The organism is Ruegeria sp. SCP10 (assembly GCF_040329495.1).
GTDB lineage: Bacteria > Pseudomonadota > Alphaproteobacteria > Rhodobacterales > Rhodobacteraceae > Ruegeria.
On record NZ_JBDZYF010000001.1, the window covers coordinates 1,209,070 to 1,226,106 of the forward strand.

General features: G+C 58.6%; 14 protein-coding genes. 10 read left to right on the top strand and 4 right to left on the bottom strand.

Going from position 1 to position 17,037, the window contains the following annotated elements; translation table 11 throughout:
* Position 1: 1 nt before the first annotated feature.
* The 3 genes from ABLN87_RS06140 to mdoH are packed head-to-tail and all read left to right on the top strand — an operon-like array spanning position 2 to position 4,580.
* Positions 2-1,219: an OpgC family protein gene (locus ABLN87_RS06140; protein WP_353008301.1), complete on the top strand. Its 1,218-nt coding sequence runs from the start codon at positions 2-4 to the stop codon at positions 1,217-1,219.
* On the top strand, positions 1,216-2,715 hold the full coding sequence (locus tag ABLN87_RS06145; RefSeq protein WP_353008302.1) for a glucan biosynthesis protein: 1,500 nt from the start codon (positions 1,216-1,218) through the stop codon (positions 2,713-2,715). Before ABLN87_RS06140 ends, ABLN87_RS06145 begins: the two co-directional genes overlap by 4 nt.
* Positions 2,712-4,580 (top strand): glucans biosynthesis glucosyltransferase MdoH, encoded by a 1,869-nt coding sequence (gene mdoH / locus ABLN87_RS06150; RefSeq protein ID WP_353008303.1) that lies wholly within the window; start codon positions 2,712-2,714, stop codon positions 4,578-4,580. Before ABLN87_RS06145 ends, mdoH begins: the two co-directional genes overlap by 4 nt.
* On the opposite strand, the gene ABLN87_RS06155 is transcribed toward mdoH, so the two are convergent.
* Both ABLN87_RS06155 and ABLN87_RS06160 read right to left on the bottom strand, forming a co-directional pair.
* Positions 4,581-5,399, bottom strand: a complete 819-nt coding sequence (locus tag ABLN87_RS06155) for an alpha/beta hydrolase family esterase (RefSeq protein ID WP_353008304.1) — start codon at positions 5,397-5,399, stop codon at positions 4,581-4,583. It abuts the gene before it with no gap.
* A 5-nt stretch (positions 5,400-5,404) separates the two neighbouring features.
* Positions 5,405-5,875, bottom strand: coding sequence for a rhodanese-like domain-containing protein (locus tag ABLN87_RS06160; RefSeq protein ID WP_353008305.1), 471 nt, complete (start codon positions 5,873-5,875; stop codon positions 5,405-5,407).
* 221 nt (positions 5,876-6,096) lie between these two features.
* On the opposite strand from ABLN87_RS06160, the gene ABLN87_RS06165 reads away from it, so the two are divergent.
* The 7 genes from ABLN87_RS06165 to selD are packed head-to-tail and all read left to right on the top strand — an operon-like array spanning position 6,097 to position 14,186.
* Positions 6,097-8,967, top strand: coding sequence for a monovalent cation/H+ antiporter subunit A (locus ABLN87_RS06165; protein WP_353008307.1), 2,871 nt, complete (start codon positions 6,097-6,099; stop codon positions 8,965-8,967).
* Entirely contained in the window at positions 8,967-9,326 is a 360-nt protein-coding gene (locus ABLN87_RS06170) for a Na+/H+ antiporter subunit C (RefSeq protein ID WP_353008309.1), read from the top strand. The genes ABLN87_RS06165 and ABLN87_RS06170 overlap by 1 nt, the downstream gene beginning before the upstream one ends.
* The gene (locus ABLN87_RS06175; RefSeq protein WP_353008311.1) at positions 9,323-10,864 is read left to right on the top strand and encodes a monovalent cation/H+ antiporter subunit D; all 1,542 of its coding nucleotides are present in this window, start codon (positions 9,323-9,325) and stop codon (positions 10,862-10,864) included. Before ABLN87_RS06170 ends, ABLN87_RS06175 begins: the two co-directional genes overlap by 4 nt.
* Complete coding sequence (locus ABLN87_RS06180) at positions 10,864-11,361, top strand: Na+/H+ antiporter subunit E (protein WP_353008392.1); 498 nt, start codon at positions 10,864-10,866, stop codon at positions 11,359-11,361. Before ABLN87_RS06175 ends, ABLN87_RS06180 begins: the two co-directional genes overlap by 1 nt.
* Positions 11,358-11,627, top strand: a complete 270-nt coding sequence (locus ABLN87_RS06185) for a K+/H+ antiporter subunit F (RefSeq protein WP_170532030.1) — start codon at positions 11,358-11,360, stop codon at positions 11,625-11,627. Before ABLN87_RS06180 ends, ABLN87_RS06185 begins: the two co-directional genes overlap by 4 nt.
* A 7-nt stretch (positions 11,628-11,634) precedes the next feature.
* Entirely contained in the window at positions 11,635-12,021 is a 387-nt protein-coding gene (locus tag ABLN87_RS06190; RefSeq protein ID WP_170532028.1) for a Na+/H+ antiporter subunit G, read from the top strand.
* Between the two features lie 5 nt (positions 12,022-12,026).
* Complete coding sequence (gene selD / locus ABLN87_RS06195; RefSeq protein WP_353008313.1) at positions 12,027-14,186, top strand: selenide, water dikinase SelD; 2,160 nt, start codon at positions 12,027-12,029, stop codon at positions 14,184-14,186.
* On the opposite strand, the gene mnmH is transcribed toward selD, so the two are convergent.
* Both mnmH and ABLN87_RS06205 read right to left on the bottom strand, forming a co-directional pair.
* Complete coding sequence (gene mnmH, locus ABLN87_RS06200; protein WP_353008314.1) at positions 14,177-15,229, bottom strand: tRNA 2-selenouridine(34) synthase MnmH; 1,053 nt, start codon at positions 15,227-15,229, stop codon at positions 14,177-14,179. The genes selD and mnmH overlap by 10 nt on opposite strands.
* Before the next feature lie 145 nt (positions 15,230-15,374).
* Complete coding sequence (locus tag ABLN87_RS06205) at positions 15,375-16,958, bottom strand: bifunctional metallophosphatase/5'-nucleotidase (protein ID WP_353008316.1); 1,584 nt, start codon at positions 16,956-16,958, stop codon at positions 15,375-15,377.
* Between the last annotated feature and the right edge of the window lie 79 nt (positions 16,959-17,037).

Consider the following 17,037-nt stretch of genomic DNA (forward strand, 5'->3'; position numbering starts at 1 on the left):
TATGGCGACTGTTTCGCCCGCTTCTGATTTTGCGCCTGCGGCGGCCCATGCGGCGGCACCCGCAACGATGCGCGACCCGCGGCTGGATTTCTATCGCGGCATTGCGATGTTTATCATTCTGGTGGCCCATATTCCCGGCAACGCTTGGACCGGCTGGATTCCGGCCCGGTTCGGATTCTCAGATGCGACCGAGATCTTTGTGTTCTGTTCCGGCATGGCCTCGGCCATTGCGTTTGGCGGAGCCTTCATGCGCAAGGGCTGGTGGATGGGAACGGCACGCGTGGCGTACCGCATCTGGCAAGTCTATTGGGCCCATATCTGCCTGTTTTTCTTTGTCGCCATGACCATGGCCGCCTTGGACCAGACCGGTGCGTTTGAAAAGACCTACATCTCATCCCTGAACCTTCAGCACTTCTTCAAAGACCCGGCCTCTCAGATGGTGGGGATTTTCACACTGACCTATGTGCCGAACTACTTTGACATTCTGCCGATGTATCTGGTGGTTCTGGCGATGATGCCGCTTTACATGGCGCTGTATCGGGTCAATTTCTGGCTGATGGCCGCCGTTTCCGTGGCGATCTGGTTTATTGCTCAAACCGGAGCGCTGGCCCTTCCGGCCGAGCCGTGGTCGGATCGTCAATGGTTCTTCAACCCGTTTGGCTGGCAATTGCTGTTCTTCACCGGCTTTGCCTTCATGCGCGGCTGGATTCCGGCCCCGCCGGTATCGAATACGCTGATCTGGGCGGCGATTGCGTTCCTTGTTCTGTCCGCGCCGATCGGGTCCTGGAAAGTGTTCCTGTGGGTGCAAGCCGCTGCCCCGGGCCTGGCCGAGCAAATCCGCGAGATCTGGCCCCTGACCAAAGAACTGCGCGGCAAGACCGAGTTTGGCCTGTTCCGCTATATCCACTTCCTGTCATTGGCCTATTTGGGCTGGGTCGTCGCCGGTGAACATGGTCATCGCCTGATTGCTTCGGGTCACAGCCTTGGCGCGCGCATCTGGCAAGTGGCACTGAAACTGATCACCAAAGTGGGTCAGCAGTCACTCGCCGTCTTCGTCTTTTCGATGGCCGCAGCGCGCCTGATCGGCGTTGCCTTGGATCAGACTGGGCGGGATTTTGCCACCGTCTTCGCCGCCAACACGATTGGCTTTGCCATGATCATCGCGGTGGCCTATCTGGCGGCTTGGTTCAAATCACAGCCTTGGAAATCAAAGAGATGACCCTGACTCGCCGCGCATTTCTGGCTTCAACTTCAGCGCTGTTTCTGGCGCCGGCCACCTTTGCCTCGGGCGGGGACGTGCCGTTTGACCGCAACCACGTGATCGAGCTGGCCCGCGAACTGGCCAATCGCCCCTTTACCGAGCGCGAGATGGTGCCGCAAGAATGGCAGGACCTGACCTATCAGCAATATCGATCAATCCGGTTCCGTCTGGATCGCGCGCTGTGGTATGAAACCGAGACGCCGTTCAACGTCGATTTCTTCACGCCTGGCCTATATTTCCCGCGCACGGTCAAAGTGTCGACGGTTGAGAATGGCATGACCAAACCGGTCAACTTCGACCTGGACATGTTCGACAAGTCCAACGATGTTCCAACCCTTCCAATCGATGAAACGCTGGGCTTTTCGGGCCTGCGCCTGCGCACTGAAATGCACCGCCCCGGTGAAACCGATGAGTTCTGCGTCTGGCAAGGGGCCAGCTATTTCCGTGCCATCGGTCTGCACGAGGTTTACGGCCTGTCCGCTCGTGGTCTGGCGCTGAAAACAGGCGATCCGGATGGCGAGGAATTCCCCGAATTCATCCGCTTCTGGCTGGAACGACCGGAACCCGGCCAACGCAATATGGTGGTCCACGCACTTATGGACAGCCCCAGCGTAACAGGGGCTTATCGGTTTAAGGTGACCGCAGGGGCCGATTGCATCATGGATGTCGAGGCCACCTTGTTCCCACGCACCGAACTGGATCATGTCGGCATCGCGCCCGGAACCTCGATGTTCCTGTTCGACCAAACCAACCACAGCCGCTTTGACGATTTCCGCCCCGCCGTCCATGACAGTGACGGGCTGCTGATCCGCAATGGCGCGGGTGAGGTGATCTGGCGGCCTCTGGCCAACCCAACCCGTCTGCAAATCTCTTCCTTCGTGGACACGAACCCTCAGGGCTTTGGCCTGATGCAGCGCAAACGCGACTTCTCGGACTATGCAGATCTTGAGGCGAATTATCACAAGCGCCCCAGCCTATGGGTCGAGCCCGGCTCCGACTGGGGCAAGGGCACGGTTACACTGGTCGAGATTCCCGCCGATCAGGAAATCTATGACAATATCGTCACTTACTGGCGTCCTGCAGAACCCTATGCCGCAGGCAGCCAGGTTGATCTGACCTACCGTCTAATCTGGGGTGAAGAACCGCAGCGCACCCCGATGCCGCGCGTGATCAACACGGCCATGGGCGAAAATACCTTTGGCGAGGGCCGTCTGGCTGTGATCGACTTCGAACCCAGTGAGCTGTTCGAGGATCTGGACGCGGTTACCATCTTTGCGAACTCCCCTCACGCCGAAACCTCGGATGGTGTGTTGCAGCGCAATCCCGATACCGGCGGCGTGCGTCTGGCGTTTTCTTTCCAACCCGGTGAGCGTGACCATGTCGAACTGCGCGCGCAGCTGCTGGTCAACAAACGCCCGGCCTCCGAAGTGTGGCTGTATCGTTGGACCGCATGAACCGCGACTTGCATATCATGCCACCCGAGGCGCCACTGGCGATGCCCGCTCAGGACTTCAGCGCCGGGTTCCGTGATGCCGAGGTGCCATCAGGCAAACATCGCTCGGCCGGGTTCTGGCGCGCGCTGGCCTTTTCCCCGGCCATGGTGGCAACACTTGGCCTGCTATGGGTTATGGCCGACTGGTTCGGGGCCGAAGGCATCAACCTAGTCGAAGGCATTTTGCTTACCCTGATCTCGTTTAATTTCTTCTGGATATCCTTCACGGTCTGCACCGTTCTGCTGGGCATGATCTCACTATCGCGGCAAGAACGGCCTGTACCGCAAGGTCGCGCGCAGCCGCTGCGCGTCGCCCTGTTGATGCCGATCTACAACGAAGTGCCATGGTTCGTACTGGGAAATGCTCGCACCATGCTAGAGCAGCTGCGCGCACGCGGTGGACGGCACGAATACGCCATGTTCATCCTGTCGGATACCCGCGACCCCGAGATCGCTGCGCAGGAACAAGCCAGTATCGAGGCGCTGCGCACAACGCTGGCCCCGGACCTGAAACTCTATTATCGCCGCCGCGAACAGAATACCGATCGCAAGGTAGGCAATATCGCTGACTGGGTCAGCCGTTGGGGCGCGGATTGGGACGCGATGTTGGTACTGGATGCCGACAGCTTGATGACCGGTCGCGCCATCGCCCGCCTGACGGATTCGCTGGCCCGAGATCCCGGCGCGGGCCTGATCCAAAGCTACCCGCAACTGATCGGCGCGCAGTCGGTCTTTGCCCGGATGCAGCAATTCGCCAATGGCGTCTATGGCATTGCCTTTGCCGAAGGCTTGGCCCGCTGGTGCGGACAAGAAGGCAATTACTGGGGTCACAACGCGATTATCCGAACCAAAGCATTCGCGACCTGTGCGGGTCTGCCTAAACTGCGCTCGCTCAACGGGCAGGACAAGCTGATCATGAGCCACGATTTTGTCGAGGCTGGTCTGCTGCGCCGCGCTGGTTGGGGCGTGCGGTTCCTGCCACGTATTCGCGGCTCTTACGAAGAAACACCACCCACCCTCATCGACCACGCCCTGCGGGACCGCCGCTGGTGTCAGGGCAACCTGCAACATCTGAAGTTGCTGGGCTCTCGCGGGTTCCGCTCAGTCTCGCGGTTTCACATGTTCCATGGGGCGGTTGGCTATCTGATGTCGCCGCTGTGGTTTGCGCTGCTGCTGATGTGGGCACTGATCGGTCAGGGTGAAGAGGCGTCGGTTCTGCACTATTTCAGCCCGGACAACCCACTGTTTCCGCAATGGCCCGAGATGAGCGAAACCCGTCACGTGCTGATCATTCTGGTGATGTACGCGATGCTGCTGGCCCCCAAGGTTTTGGGCGTGGCGGCGCTGCCACTGAGCGGTGTCCGCTATTCAGATTTCGGCGGTTGGCGGCGGTTCTTCACCTCATTCCTTTTCGAGGTCATCCTGTCAATCCTCTACGCGCCGATCCTGATGGTGCAGCAGATGATTGCCGTGTTCCGCACCGCCTTGGGCTTGCAAAAGGGTTGGTCGCCGCAAGCACGCGATGGCGGCAGCTATTCGTTGCGCACTCTGATCCTGTGCCACACGCTGGAAACCATCAGCGGCATTGCGCTGAGCGTTGGTATTCTGGCCGGATTGGTCTCGGTCTGGCTGGCCCCGATTGCGATCAGCCTTGCGCTGGCGATCCCCCTGTCAGCGCTCAGCGGCGTGTCCGCAGGAACCGCCCGCCGGATGGTTGGCATGCGCGAGGATTTTGCCGAACCGGCCATCACCCGATCGGCCCGTCGTCATCGGGATGAGCTGAAACGTCTGATCGAAGGTAAAGGCAGCATGACCCCGGCAGAGTGATTATCCGCCGGGCAGACCTTCGTACCAATCCACCATCATGTCCGCCCAACCGTTGGGCACATTATGGCCGCCCGGGAACAGAGCAAATTCGAGCGCGCTGCCATCAGCGCAACCGCTCCAATACCGGCGCATGAACGGACCGGTCGTGGAAAACCCGCTGGGCTTAGTGTCAACGCATCCGTTGGCAACACGCCAGATTTCAAGCCCGGCAAAGATATCACCCTGATGAAAACGACCACCCCCAAGCAGCCGCCCTTCGAGTGGCACAACGTTGTCGATCCAGCCATGCGTATGGAACAGGCGCACCGGCCCATTGCAGGCTTCTGGATGTGGTCGCCAGAACCCGCCGGAAACCGGCACATAGGCCGAGAATGTCTCGGGCGCGTCGCAGGCCAGATAGTTCACCATGAACCCTCCGGCTGAAAACCCGCCCAAAACAGCGCGATCGCTATCGATGCCGAACCGCTCTGCCGCATCGTTCACCACTTCGCTCAGAAAGGCCGTTTCATCCCGTTCGCCGAAGCCCGGGTAGAAATTCCAGCTTTTGGTGCCGCCGCGATCCGGTCTTTCCAGACCCTCGGGGGCCATAACGGCGTATCCACGGGCCAATAAAGGCTCGACCATGCTGCGGTTGTTCATGGTGCCGGACCCACTGCCGCCATAGCCATGCAAGAATACCAGCAAAGGCGGGTTTTCGGCATTGGGCAGTTCGATGTGATATTCGCCCAAGGTCGTCTTGCATGTGCCCTCATCCGGGCCGCAATCAGCATATGCGGACTGGGCCGCAACGGCCAAACAGGCAGATAACCAGTATTTCATCTTGCTCAGGTCCCCTCAGAATACGTCTCGACGGGCAATCCGGACCGAACCCAACCCGGCCCGGCCGCTGACCCCAGCATACCTTCTGGCACGTCGATAATATTGGTAAATCCCGCCTCGGTCAGTTGATTGCTCAACCGCGCAGACCGCACGCCCCGTGCGCAGATCAGTGCAATCGGGCCGGATTGATCACCGTCGGTCAACTGCAACAAAGCTGAAACGAAGTCATCCCGCCGCATATCCAGCGGCTGCGCGCCCTGCCCGATGCCGGTCGCCTTCCATTCGCGCGGGGTGCGAATATCCACCAACAGAATGTCACCAGAAACCGCACTTTGATGCGCTTGAGCGACATCAAGCTGGTCGCCCGAATAATCCTGTGGAATCAAACGGTATTCGCGGATTGCAAATCCAGCGACAAGGGCCGCCCCGCCCCCCAGCAAAACCCATCTTCGGGCGAGGTTTGTCTTCTCTGCCATGCGGCACCCTTTTGCGTTGACCGCCTTGTTGTAGCACATCAAAGACTAAGACGCTTTGGTCAAGAATGGCCACTGCGATCAAGTTCGCGTCATTATCACGCAGCAGGGTTCCGCCTGAAATACGCCCTTTAGTCCTTGTCGAAACCTTGCAATTTCTCTGCAGCCAATAAATTATCCTTACAAATTCAGTCATATCGACCGCCCACACCGGAGTATCGCACTTGTCCCTATTCCTTATCGCGGCCCTTCCCTTTCTCGGAGCTGTTTTTCCAGCCCTTTTGATCCGGGCAGGACGAAACGCAGCCGCATCTGCCGCTGGGTTGACCACGTTTCTCGCTCTAATGGGATTGCTGATCCACATCCCGGCCGTGATGCGTGGCGAGGTCGTGACGGCGCGGTTCGACTGGATCCCGGGTCTGGGCCTGAACGCGAATTTCATGCTGGATGGGCTGGGCTTTCTGTTTGCCCTGCTGATTTTGGGTATCGGCCTGCTGATCATCCTCTACGCGCGCTTCTACCTGTCACGCGAAGATCCGATGGGGCAATTCTACACATACCTTTTGCTGTTTCAGGGGGCGATGATCGGGATTGTCCTGTCCGATAATATCCTGCTTTTGCTGATTTTTTGGGAGCTCACCTCGCTCAGCTCTTTCCTGCTGATCGGGTATTGGAAACACTTGCCTGAAGGTCGACAGGGCGCGCGGATGGCACTGGCGGTCACGGGTGGTGGCGGGCTGGCGATGATCGCCGGGATGCTAATCCTGGGCAATATCGTGGGGTCCTACGATCTAAGCGTCATTCTGCAGAACAAAGAGCTGATACAGGCCTCACCTTACTACCTGCCCGCCCTGATCCTGATCCTGCTGGGTTGCTTCACCAAATCGGCGCAGTTCCCGTTCCATTTCTGGCTGCCGCACGCGATGGCCGCGCCAACGCCGGTCTCGGCCTACCTGCACTCGGCCACGATGGTGAAGGCCGGGCTGTTCCTGATGGCGCGGATGTGGCCGGTTCTGTCAGGTACTGATGCATGGTTCTATATCGTGGCCACGACAGGTCTCGTGACCATGCTGCTGGGTGCAGTGATTGCGTTGTTCAAGGATGATCTGAAGGCGCTGCTGGCCTTTTCGACAGTCTCACATCTGGGGCTGATCACCATGCTGTTGGGGTTTGGCACCAAGTTCGCAGCAGTCGCGGCCGTCTTCCACATCATCAACCACGCGACCTTCAAAGCAGCCCTGTTCATGACCGCCGGGATCGTCGATCACGAGACCGGTACGCGTGATATCAAACGGCTGGGCGGGCTGCGCCACCTCATGCCAATCACCTTTACAATCGGCACGATTGCAGCGCTTTCGATGGCCGGTCTGCCACCGCTGAACGGCTTCCTATCGAAAGAGATGATGTTGGAAGAAACCGTGCACACCACATGGCTGCACCTACATTACCTGGTGCCGGGTCTGGCCCTGGTGGCAGCGCTGTTTTCGGCGGCCTATTCCTTCCGATTTGTCGGTCACGTGTTTCTTGGGCCTGAGCGCAACGACTACCCAGCCCACCCGCACGACCCGCCGATCGGATTGTGGGTTGCGCCAGCTTTCCTTGTGGTTCTGGTGATCCTGATTGGACTGAACTCAGCAGCTATTGTCGGCCCTTTGGTGGCCGTAGTTTCAAGCGCAGTTATTGGCGGCGAGAAACTGCCCTATTACTCACTCAAACTCTGGCATGGGTTCACACCTGCCCTCTTCATGTCTGTCGTCGCGACGCTCGGGGGCCTGTTCCTACTGGGGCTGCATAAACACTGCGAACGGTTCTGGAACACCCTGCCCCGCCCCGAGGCCAAGGTGATCTTCGAGGCGCTGATCAACCGCTTCACACAACTAAGCCGCTGGATCACGGATGAGCTCCATAACGGTGTGCTCAGCCGCTATGCCATCATCTTTGTCGCTTTCACGGTTGGGCTGGGCTACTACGCCTACACGACCGGCACGATTGGTGTTGAGACCCGCATACCGCTGCCTGCGCAATTCATCCCGATCATCGGCTGGATTTGCCTGGTCGGCGCGACGCTGGGAATCATGTGGTTCCACCGCAACCGTCTGCTCTCGCTGGTGCTGATCGGCGTCGTTGGCCTGATCGTTTCGGTTGCCTTCAACTATCTGTCTGCTCCGGATCTGGCGCTGACCCAGATCTCAGTCGAAGTGGTGACGATGATCCTGTTACTGTTGTCGCTGAACTTTCTGCCCACGGAAACACCATGGGATAGCAGCGCCGCTCGACGATGGCGGGATGCGGCGATATCCGTAGTCGCTGGTATCGGGAGTGGAGCCCTCATCTACGCAATCATGCTGCGCGACTTTGCCTTCCCGACGATCTCGGACTTCCATCTGGCGAACTCGTACAAAGGCGGCGGTGGCACCAATGTGGTGAACGTCATTCTGGTCGACTTCCGGGGCTTTGATACCTTTGGTGAGATCATCGTGCTGGGCATTGCTGCGCTGATCATCTTTGCCCTGACCGAGGCCGTTCTGGGGACAAATGTGCGCGGTTACCTGCTGAACCGCAAACCGCATTGGCCACAATCGGGGGACTCGCATCCGCTGATGATGGTGGTTGCAACCCGCGTGATGATGCCGATTGCGTTGATGGTGGGCGCCTACATTTTCTTCCGCGGCCACAACCAGCCCGGGGGTGGTTTCATCGCTGGTCTGATCGTCGCGATCGCGTTTCTCATGCAATACATGGCCAGCGGCTACACATGGGCCATCGAACGACAAAGGTTCTATTATCACGGCACCATCGGTTGGGGTGTGTTGATCGCGGCGGCCACTGGTCTAGGGGCCTGGTTCAACGAACGTCCCTTCCTGACCAGCGATTTCGGATACATCAACTGGCCGCCACTGGAAGAGTTCGAATGGGCCACTGCCATGTTGTTCGATACGGGCGTGTTCCTGGCGGTTCTTGGCGCCGTAATGCTGGCGCTCGATAGCCTGTCGCGTTTTGCATGGCGGCCGGGCATGGCGCAGGAATTCCCGATGGATATCAACCCGCTGCGGGATGATCCCCCAGAACAAGACGAAGAGAAGGAGCAGGCCTGATGGAAGCGCTGGTTGCCTCTGCCGTAGGCATTCTGACCGCCGCCGGGATCTTCCTGATCCTGCGTCGCCGGACATTCCCGGTCATTCTTGGCCTGTCGCTGATCACCTATGCGGTGAACGTGTTCCTGTTTGCCACCGGACGGCTGGCGTTGAACGCGCCTGCCGTTCTGAACAAATACGAGGATGTCCCCTATACCGATCCGCTGCCACAGGCGCTGGTGCTGACGGCCATCGTGATCTCGTTCGGGATGACGGCCGTGATCGTAATGATCGCGCTTTCGGCCTATCTGTCCTCGAAGGATGACCATATCGATATGAGCCCGCAGGACAGCGTGGACGCGCCAGGAGAAGATGCATGAACCACTGGATCGTTGCGCCGATCGTCCTTCCTGCGATCCTGGCTCCGTTCATTATCATGGTCCTGCGCTATCATCTGGACCTGCAGCGTATTTTCTCGGTCGCGGGTGTTGTCGCCTTGCTAGGCATCGCACTGACCATCACCGCGCAGGCGTCGGGCGGGGATATTCAGGTCTATGAGCTGGGCGATTGGCCGGCCCCTTTTGGCATTGTAATGGTGTTGGACCGGCTATCGGCCATGATGGTGCTGCTGACAGCACTGCTGGCCCTGCCCATTGTGCTCTATGCCATCGCCTCGGGCTGGGATGATCGAGGGAAACATTTCCACGCGCTGTTCCATTTCCAGCTTATGGGCGTGTGCGGGGCCTTCCTGACCGGCGACGCCTTTAACCTGTTTGTGTTCTTCGAGGTCCTTCTGATCGCCTCCTACGGTCTGATGACGCACGGGGGCGGCTCTGTTCGCCTGAAAGCAGGCGTTCAGTATGTCGCCTATAACCTTCTGGGCTCGACCCTGTTCTTGTTTGCCTTGGGCACGCTTTACGGTGTGACAGGCACACTGAACATGGCCGACATCGCCCTTCGTGTGGCTGAGATGTCCGCTGAAGATACCGCCCTGTTGCGGGTGGGCGCGGTGCTGCTGCTGCTGGTCTTCTGTATCAAGGCCGCCGTTCTGCCACTACATTTCTGGCTGCCTGCCAGCTATGCCAATGCGCCACTGCCTGTGGCCGCACTGTTTGCGATCATGACCAAGGTTGGCGCCTATTCGATCATTCGGATGTACACACTCGCCTTTGGACCCGAGGTCGAAGCGACCCAAGGTCTGGCGGGCGACTGGTTGCAACCGGCGGCTCTGGTCACCCTTGCAGTCGGAGCCATCGGTATTCTGGGCTCGCAACACATTGCGCGGATGGTTGCGTTCTGCGCGATCGCTTCGATGGGGACGCTGTTGATTGCAATCTCACTGGTTACGCCTCAGGCCAGCGCAGCCGCGCTGTATTATGTGTTCCATTCGACACTGGCGACGGCACTCATGTTCCTGATCGCCGATCTGATCATGGAACGGCGTGGCGGGGCCATCACCCCAATGACACCCATGGCGCAGACCGGGCTGATATCGGGGCTGTTTTTCGTGGGAGCCATCGCCATGGCTGGTATGCCGCCTCTCTCGGGTTTCATTGGCAAGCTGCTGGTTCTGGATGCCGCGCGCGATGCGCCGGGTTCCAGCTCGGTATGGGCGGTTGTTCTGATCGGGTCGTTTGTGACAATCGTCGGACTGGCACGGGCCGGGTCTTTGATCTTCTGGAAAAGCCACGATGCCGAACATATCGGCTCTCAGGGCACTGCGGATGAGGAGGCCACCCCCTTGCCCGCACCCGAACCGCAACCGGGCCTGGCCTTCACGTCGGTCTTTGGATTGGTTGCCGGGCTGATCCTGCTGACCATCTTTGCCGGACCAGCACTGGACTACACAAGCCAAACCGCTGAACAATTGTTCACGCCCGAGCACTACATCTCGGCCGTGTTGGGAGGGGAAGAATGATCAAGCTGCTGCGTCGCGTATTCCCGCACCCACATCTGACCTTTTTGCTGACAGTTGTGTGGGTCCTGCTGGCCAATAACGGGTCTTTGAACTCGCTGGTGTTCGGTCTCATCCTCGGGATCATCATCCCCTTTGTTACACAGCCTTATTGGCCAGATCAGCCGAAACTGCGCAATTGGCCGATGATCGTAGAGTATCTGCTGATCGTTCTGTGGGACATCGTGATGGCCAATATCACCGTCGCCCGGATCATCCTGTTCAAACGCGATGCAGATCGCCAACCCAATTGGGTCTGCATTCCGCTGGAACTGCGCACACCCGAAGCGATTACAGTGCTGGCTGGCACCATCACCATGACCCCCGGTACGGTCAGTTGCGATCTGTCGGCACAAGGTCACAACCTGCTGGTCCACTGCCTCGACGCCCCCGACCCCGAGGCCGTCCGCGATCAGATCAAACAGCGCTATGAACGCCGCCTGAAGGAGATTTTCGAATGATCGAATACGCCATCTACTTCGCCTTCACCTGTTTCGGAGCGGCAATCCTGATGTGCCTGTGGCGGATCATCACCGCAGACGGGGTCGGCACCCGTGTTCTGGCACTGGACACGATGGTCATCAACACCATCGCTCTGATGATCCTCTACGGTCTTGATCAGGGCACCGAGATTTTCTTCGAGGCCGCCATGATCATCGCCATGTTGGGCTTTGTCTCAACCGTGGCCTATGCGCGCTTCATGCTGCGCGGCAATATTATCGAGTGAGGGCGGGATGACATTTATCTTCGAATTGCTGATCACTGTCTTTCTGATCGTATCGGGCATCTTTGGCTTTGTCGGCTCGTTTGGCATGATCAAGCTCAAAGACCCGATGTCACGCCTGCATGCGCCCACCAAGGCAACAACCTTGGGAGTGGGTGGCGTGCTGCTGGCGTCGATCTGCCATTCGGTTCTGCTGGAAGGCAAGCTGTCGCTGCATGAACTACTGATCACGTTATTTTTGTTCCTCACGGCCCCGATCACGGCCCTGTTCATTGCAAAATGGCATGTTCACCGCCATGAAAAGCCCAGCGATCTACCGGATGCGGGCGAGGATGAGCTTTGGGCCACCCACGCGGTCGAGCAGGTCGAAGACGTCCCGGACCACAGCACGAACTGAGCCTTATGCAAAATCCTCCGCTGCCCCTGACCCGCGATCTGGTTCTTATTGGCGGTGGGCACACGCATGCGTTGCTGCTGCGTAAATGGGGCATGAGCCCACTCCCTGGTGCGCGCGTGACGGTGATCAACCCCGGCCCGACCGCGCCCTATTCCGGAATGTTACCCGGCTTTGTTGCCGGGCATTACGCGCGGTCTGAACTGGACATTGATCTGGTGAAACTGGCGCGTTTTGCGGATGCGCGGATTGTTCTGGGTTCAGTCGACGCAATCGACACCGATCAGCGACTGATCCATATCCCCGGTCGAATACCGGTTGCGTTCGATGTCGCCTCGGTCAATGTCGGGATCACGTCGGATATGCCCGGTCTGCCGGGGTTTGCGGACTACGCCGTACCCGCCAAACCCCTTGGTCCTTTCGCCAGCCGATGGGCCGCGTATCTGGACAAGTCCGGCCCCGCAGCAGTGGCTGTGATCGGCGGTGGCGTCGCGGGGGTTGAACTGGCAATGGCAATGGCCCACGCGTTGAAAACCCGACAACGACCGGCGCGGGTTACGCTGATCGACAATGCGATGGCCCTGTCTGCGATCGGACCAAAAGCCGCCGCTACGATCCGCAGGGCTATGGATGATCTTGGTGTCGAGGTACTAGAACAGATCGCGATCAAGGAAATCACTGCGGATTATGTGACGTTGCAGGATGGCCGCCAGATCGAGGCTGACTTTGTCACCGGAGCCGCAGGGGCCCGCCCCTATGAGTGGATCACCCGCACCGGGCTAGATTTGCAGGACGGGTTCATCCGGGTGAATGCTCATCTTCAATCCAGCGATCCGGCTGTTTTTGCCGCCGGCGACTGTGCCCATCTGACAGAAAATCCGCGCCCCAAGGCGGGCGTTTTCGCGGTGCGTGAAGCTCCGGTTCTGTTCAACAACCTGAGGGCAGCGCTGGGGGCCGGGAAAGTGAAGCGCTATGTGCCGCAGAAGGATTACTTGAAGCTGATCTCGCTGGGCGGAAAATCCGCGCTGGGGGAACGGCTGGGCACCTCGTTCAGCGGTGCATTGATGTGGCGGTGGAAAAACCACATCGACCAGACATTTATGAATAAGTTCCGCGAACTTCCCACGATGCAAGCTCCGGCCCTGCCACGCGATCATGCGGCGGGAATATCCGAGGCATTAGGCGATAAACCCATGTGCGGTGGCTGTGGGGCCAAGGTTGGCAGGGGCGCCTTGCAACGTGCATTGCACGCGCTGTCAAAACCCATCCGACCGGATGTGACCGCCCTACCCGGTGACGATGCCGCCCTGCTGACAACTGGCAAGGCGCAACAGGTCATGACCACAGATCATCTGCGCAGCCTGACCTCTGATCCCGTGCTGATGACGCGCATCACCGCTGTCCATGCGCTTGGAGATATCTGGGCCATGGGGGCCCAACCCCAGGCCGCGACCGCGACCATCATTTTGCCGCGCATGTCCGCCATGTTGCAGGAACGGACCCTTTCCGAGATCATGACCACAGCCAATGAGATCATGCAGGGCGCCGGCGCCGAGATCGTGGGCGGCCATAGCTCGATGGGGGACGAAATGACCCTGGGCTTTACCATCACCGGTTTGTGCCCTGAACAGCCAATCACATTGGCCGGGGGGCGGCCAGATGATGTTCTGATCCTGACCAAACCCATCGGCAGCGGCGTTCTGATGGCAGCGGAAATGGCAGGACAGGCAAATGGAGCGGATGTCGCAGAAGCCTACAAACTGATGACCCAGCCACAAGGTCAGGCGGCTAAGATATTGTCACGCGCACGGGCGATGACGGATGTCACAGGGTTCGGGCTTGCCGGGCATTTGCTAGGCATATGCGACGCCTCAAACTGTGGCGCCAATTTGGATTTGGACGCGGTTACGGTTATGCCTGGAGCTCTTGAGTTGAGCAATTTCGGCGTTCACTCCACACTGTTTCCTGACAACAGATCCATCGCACCCGAGCTTCCCTCGGATGGCAAAGCAGCCCTGCTGTTTGATCCTCAAACTGCAGGCGGGTTATTGGCTGCAGTTGCTGCGGACGACGCAGACGCAGTGTTAGACGCGCTGCAGCAGTCAGGCTATCCGGCGGTCAAGATCGGTCGCCTGACCGACACGCCCGGGCTGCACCTTCAAAGCTGATCCAGCGCGGCTTCTATCTCTGCTGCCACCTGACGCAGGCCGCTGTCGTCCAGCTTTTGCACCTCGACCCGCGCAACGGGGTCGATGGGATGAGCACGGCGCGACTTGGCATAGGCCGGGTCATAGTGCTGTTCGATCAACGCTCGGGTCAACGCGCGCTTGTCGCCCGCATCGATCAATGCCAACCACGCATCCACGACCTCATGCCCACGGTGAACCCGCAACGGGGACAAGCGATCGCGCAAACGCGCGCTGTCGGACAGGATATCATCATAAGCCTGCATCAAATACGCCGCCCGTGCCGCGACCGGAGCAACGATCTGAATGCGCGGAGCCGCACACATCCCCGTCCACAGGCTGGGTGGCAGTATCCGCTCACCGATCTTCGAGGATTCCGCCTCAACCACAACCGGGCGTGCCGGATCAAGCGCGCAGAAAGCAGCTGAAAGCGCTGACTCGAACGCTTTCTGGCTAGGCTGTCCCCCGGGCATCTCACCCAGCAGCGAACCCCGGTGATTGGCCAATCCTTCCAGATCGACGACCTGAACACCGCGACGCTGCAAATGGTGTAGCAACTCGGTTTTAGCCGTTCCGGTATAGCCATCCAGCGCAATCAGTCGAAAGGGCAATGGTTGCTCATATAAATAGGCATTCACCAAACGCCGATAGGTTCGATACCCGCCCTCAATGACCTCGGCCCGCCAACCGATCTGCTGCAGTGTCCATGCAAACGACCCGGATCGCTGTCCCCCACGCCAGCAATAGACCAGCGGTCGCCAGTTGCCCTCATGATGGCTAAGGCTGTGTTCAATATGATTGGCCGCATTTCGGAACACCAAAGCCGCCCCAAGTTTGCGGGCCAGAAACGGGCTTTGTTGTTTATAGATCGTTCCGACCCGGGCGCGTTCTTCATTGTCCAGAACCGGCAGGTTGATCGCGCCGGGCAGGTGATCCTCTGCAAACTCAGCCGGGCTACGGACATCGATCACGGTGTCGAAACCATGCGCATATAGCTGAGCCAAGTCGGAAAATTTTAAAGCCATGCCAGTGGTTTACTTGCCCGAACTTAGGAAAAGAAGCCTGTCTAGTCGCTCGCTCGAGTATATTTAGTCACGAACGGCAGTTCGAGACAAAAAGCTAAAAAAAGCCGCATCAATAGGATGCGGCTTCTCAGTCATTTGCAGAGTGTTACTTCTGCTTGATACGCCCGTCTACATACGGTTGGTAGGGCGCGTTTTCAGCCAGGTATTCGGCGGTCACATCCGCCAGATCGGGGCCGAAATCATAGGCGTTCTTGTCGTCACCTTCGAACATCTTGTACCCGTCACCGCCGTTTCGCACATAGTTGTTGGTTACGACAAGATAGGTCGCCGCCGGGTCGATAGGCACAAAGCCATCACCCTCTGCCACCATCACTTCGGTAATGCGTCCTTCGTTCGGGGCGACCGACGGATCCCAGGTGAAGCTCAGCCCGGCAACCTGAGGGAAGCGGCCTTTGACTTCTTCGACCTGGCTGACACCGTTTTCCAGCGCATCAATCACGCCCTGACCGCTGATTTCAAAGGTCGAAAGGGTGTTCTGGAACGGCAGAACCGTCAGAACCTCACCCATGGTGACCTCACCTTCGTCAATCGATGCGCGCAGGCCGCCCGAGTTTGCGATTGCGATCTGAGCGCCTTGGTCGGCGACACGGGCCAACATTGCGTCGGCAACCAGATTGCCCATCTCACATTCCTGAACTCGGCAGATATCACGCGAACCTTCAACGGCAGCGCCGGTTTCAGCGACCACGCGTTGCTTCATCTCTTCGATCGGGGCACCCATTTCAGCGACGCGCGCAGCAATGTCTGCATCCGGCGTTACCGATGCATCCAGCAGGATCGGCTCACCTTCTGCCGAGATCAGGTTACCGTCATCGTCAAAAGTCAGCGTGACCTCACCCAGATATTTCGAATAGGCATAGGCTTGCACGACCGGGACATCGCCCACCATCATCGGGTACGGGCCAGCCGCATCTTCGTTGGTGTTCGATAGCAGCGTGTGCGAGTGACCACCAACCACCAAATCCAGACCCGGCACCTGCGCGGCAATCTCCAGATCTTTGGCCAGACCCACGTGGTTCAGCGCGATGATGATGTTGACACCCTCATCCTGCAGCGCCGCGACGTCGGCCTTCAGACTTTCGATCTCATCCTGAAACACCACATCCTTACCGGGGCTCGAGGTGTCGACCGTGTCGGTTGCCAGGGCCGAGATGATACCAATCTTCTGGCCGCCAACCTCAAGAACCACATGGTTTTCCACCTTGTCCTTGAGTTCAGCCGATGTCGACAGATCCAGGTTACCCGAAATCACAGGGAAGCTGACTGCATCAATGAACGCAGCGAGGCCTTCGGGACCGTCGTCAAACTCGTGATTGCCAACGGCCATCACGTCATAACCGATGGCCTCCATGAACTCCGCCTCTGCCGCGCCTTTATAGGTGGTGTAGAACAGCGAGCCTTGGAACGGATCACCTGCGTCCAGAACCAAAACGTTCTCATCCGCCATATCGGCGCGCTTGGCGTCCAGAATGGTCTTAAGTCGTGCAACGCCGCCAAAACACTTTCCTTCGGCTTCACCTTCCGCATCACAGGTCGAATCGTATTTGTTGATCGACTCAATACGGCTGTGGATATCGTTTGTGTGTAAAATCGTCAGTTTATAGTCGGCAGCCGCAATCCCAGCGGTCAGCCCCAATACGGCAACAGAGGCCATGAAACGGGTCAACATACGAATACTCCCTATCGTTGTTTGACCAGATCGTGCGCTGATGGCGACGAAGAGTCAAAGGGGCAAATCTGACTTGATT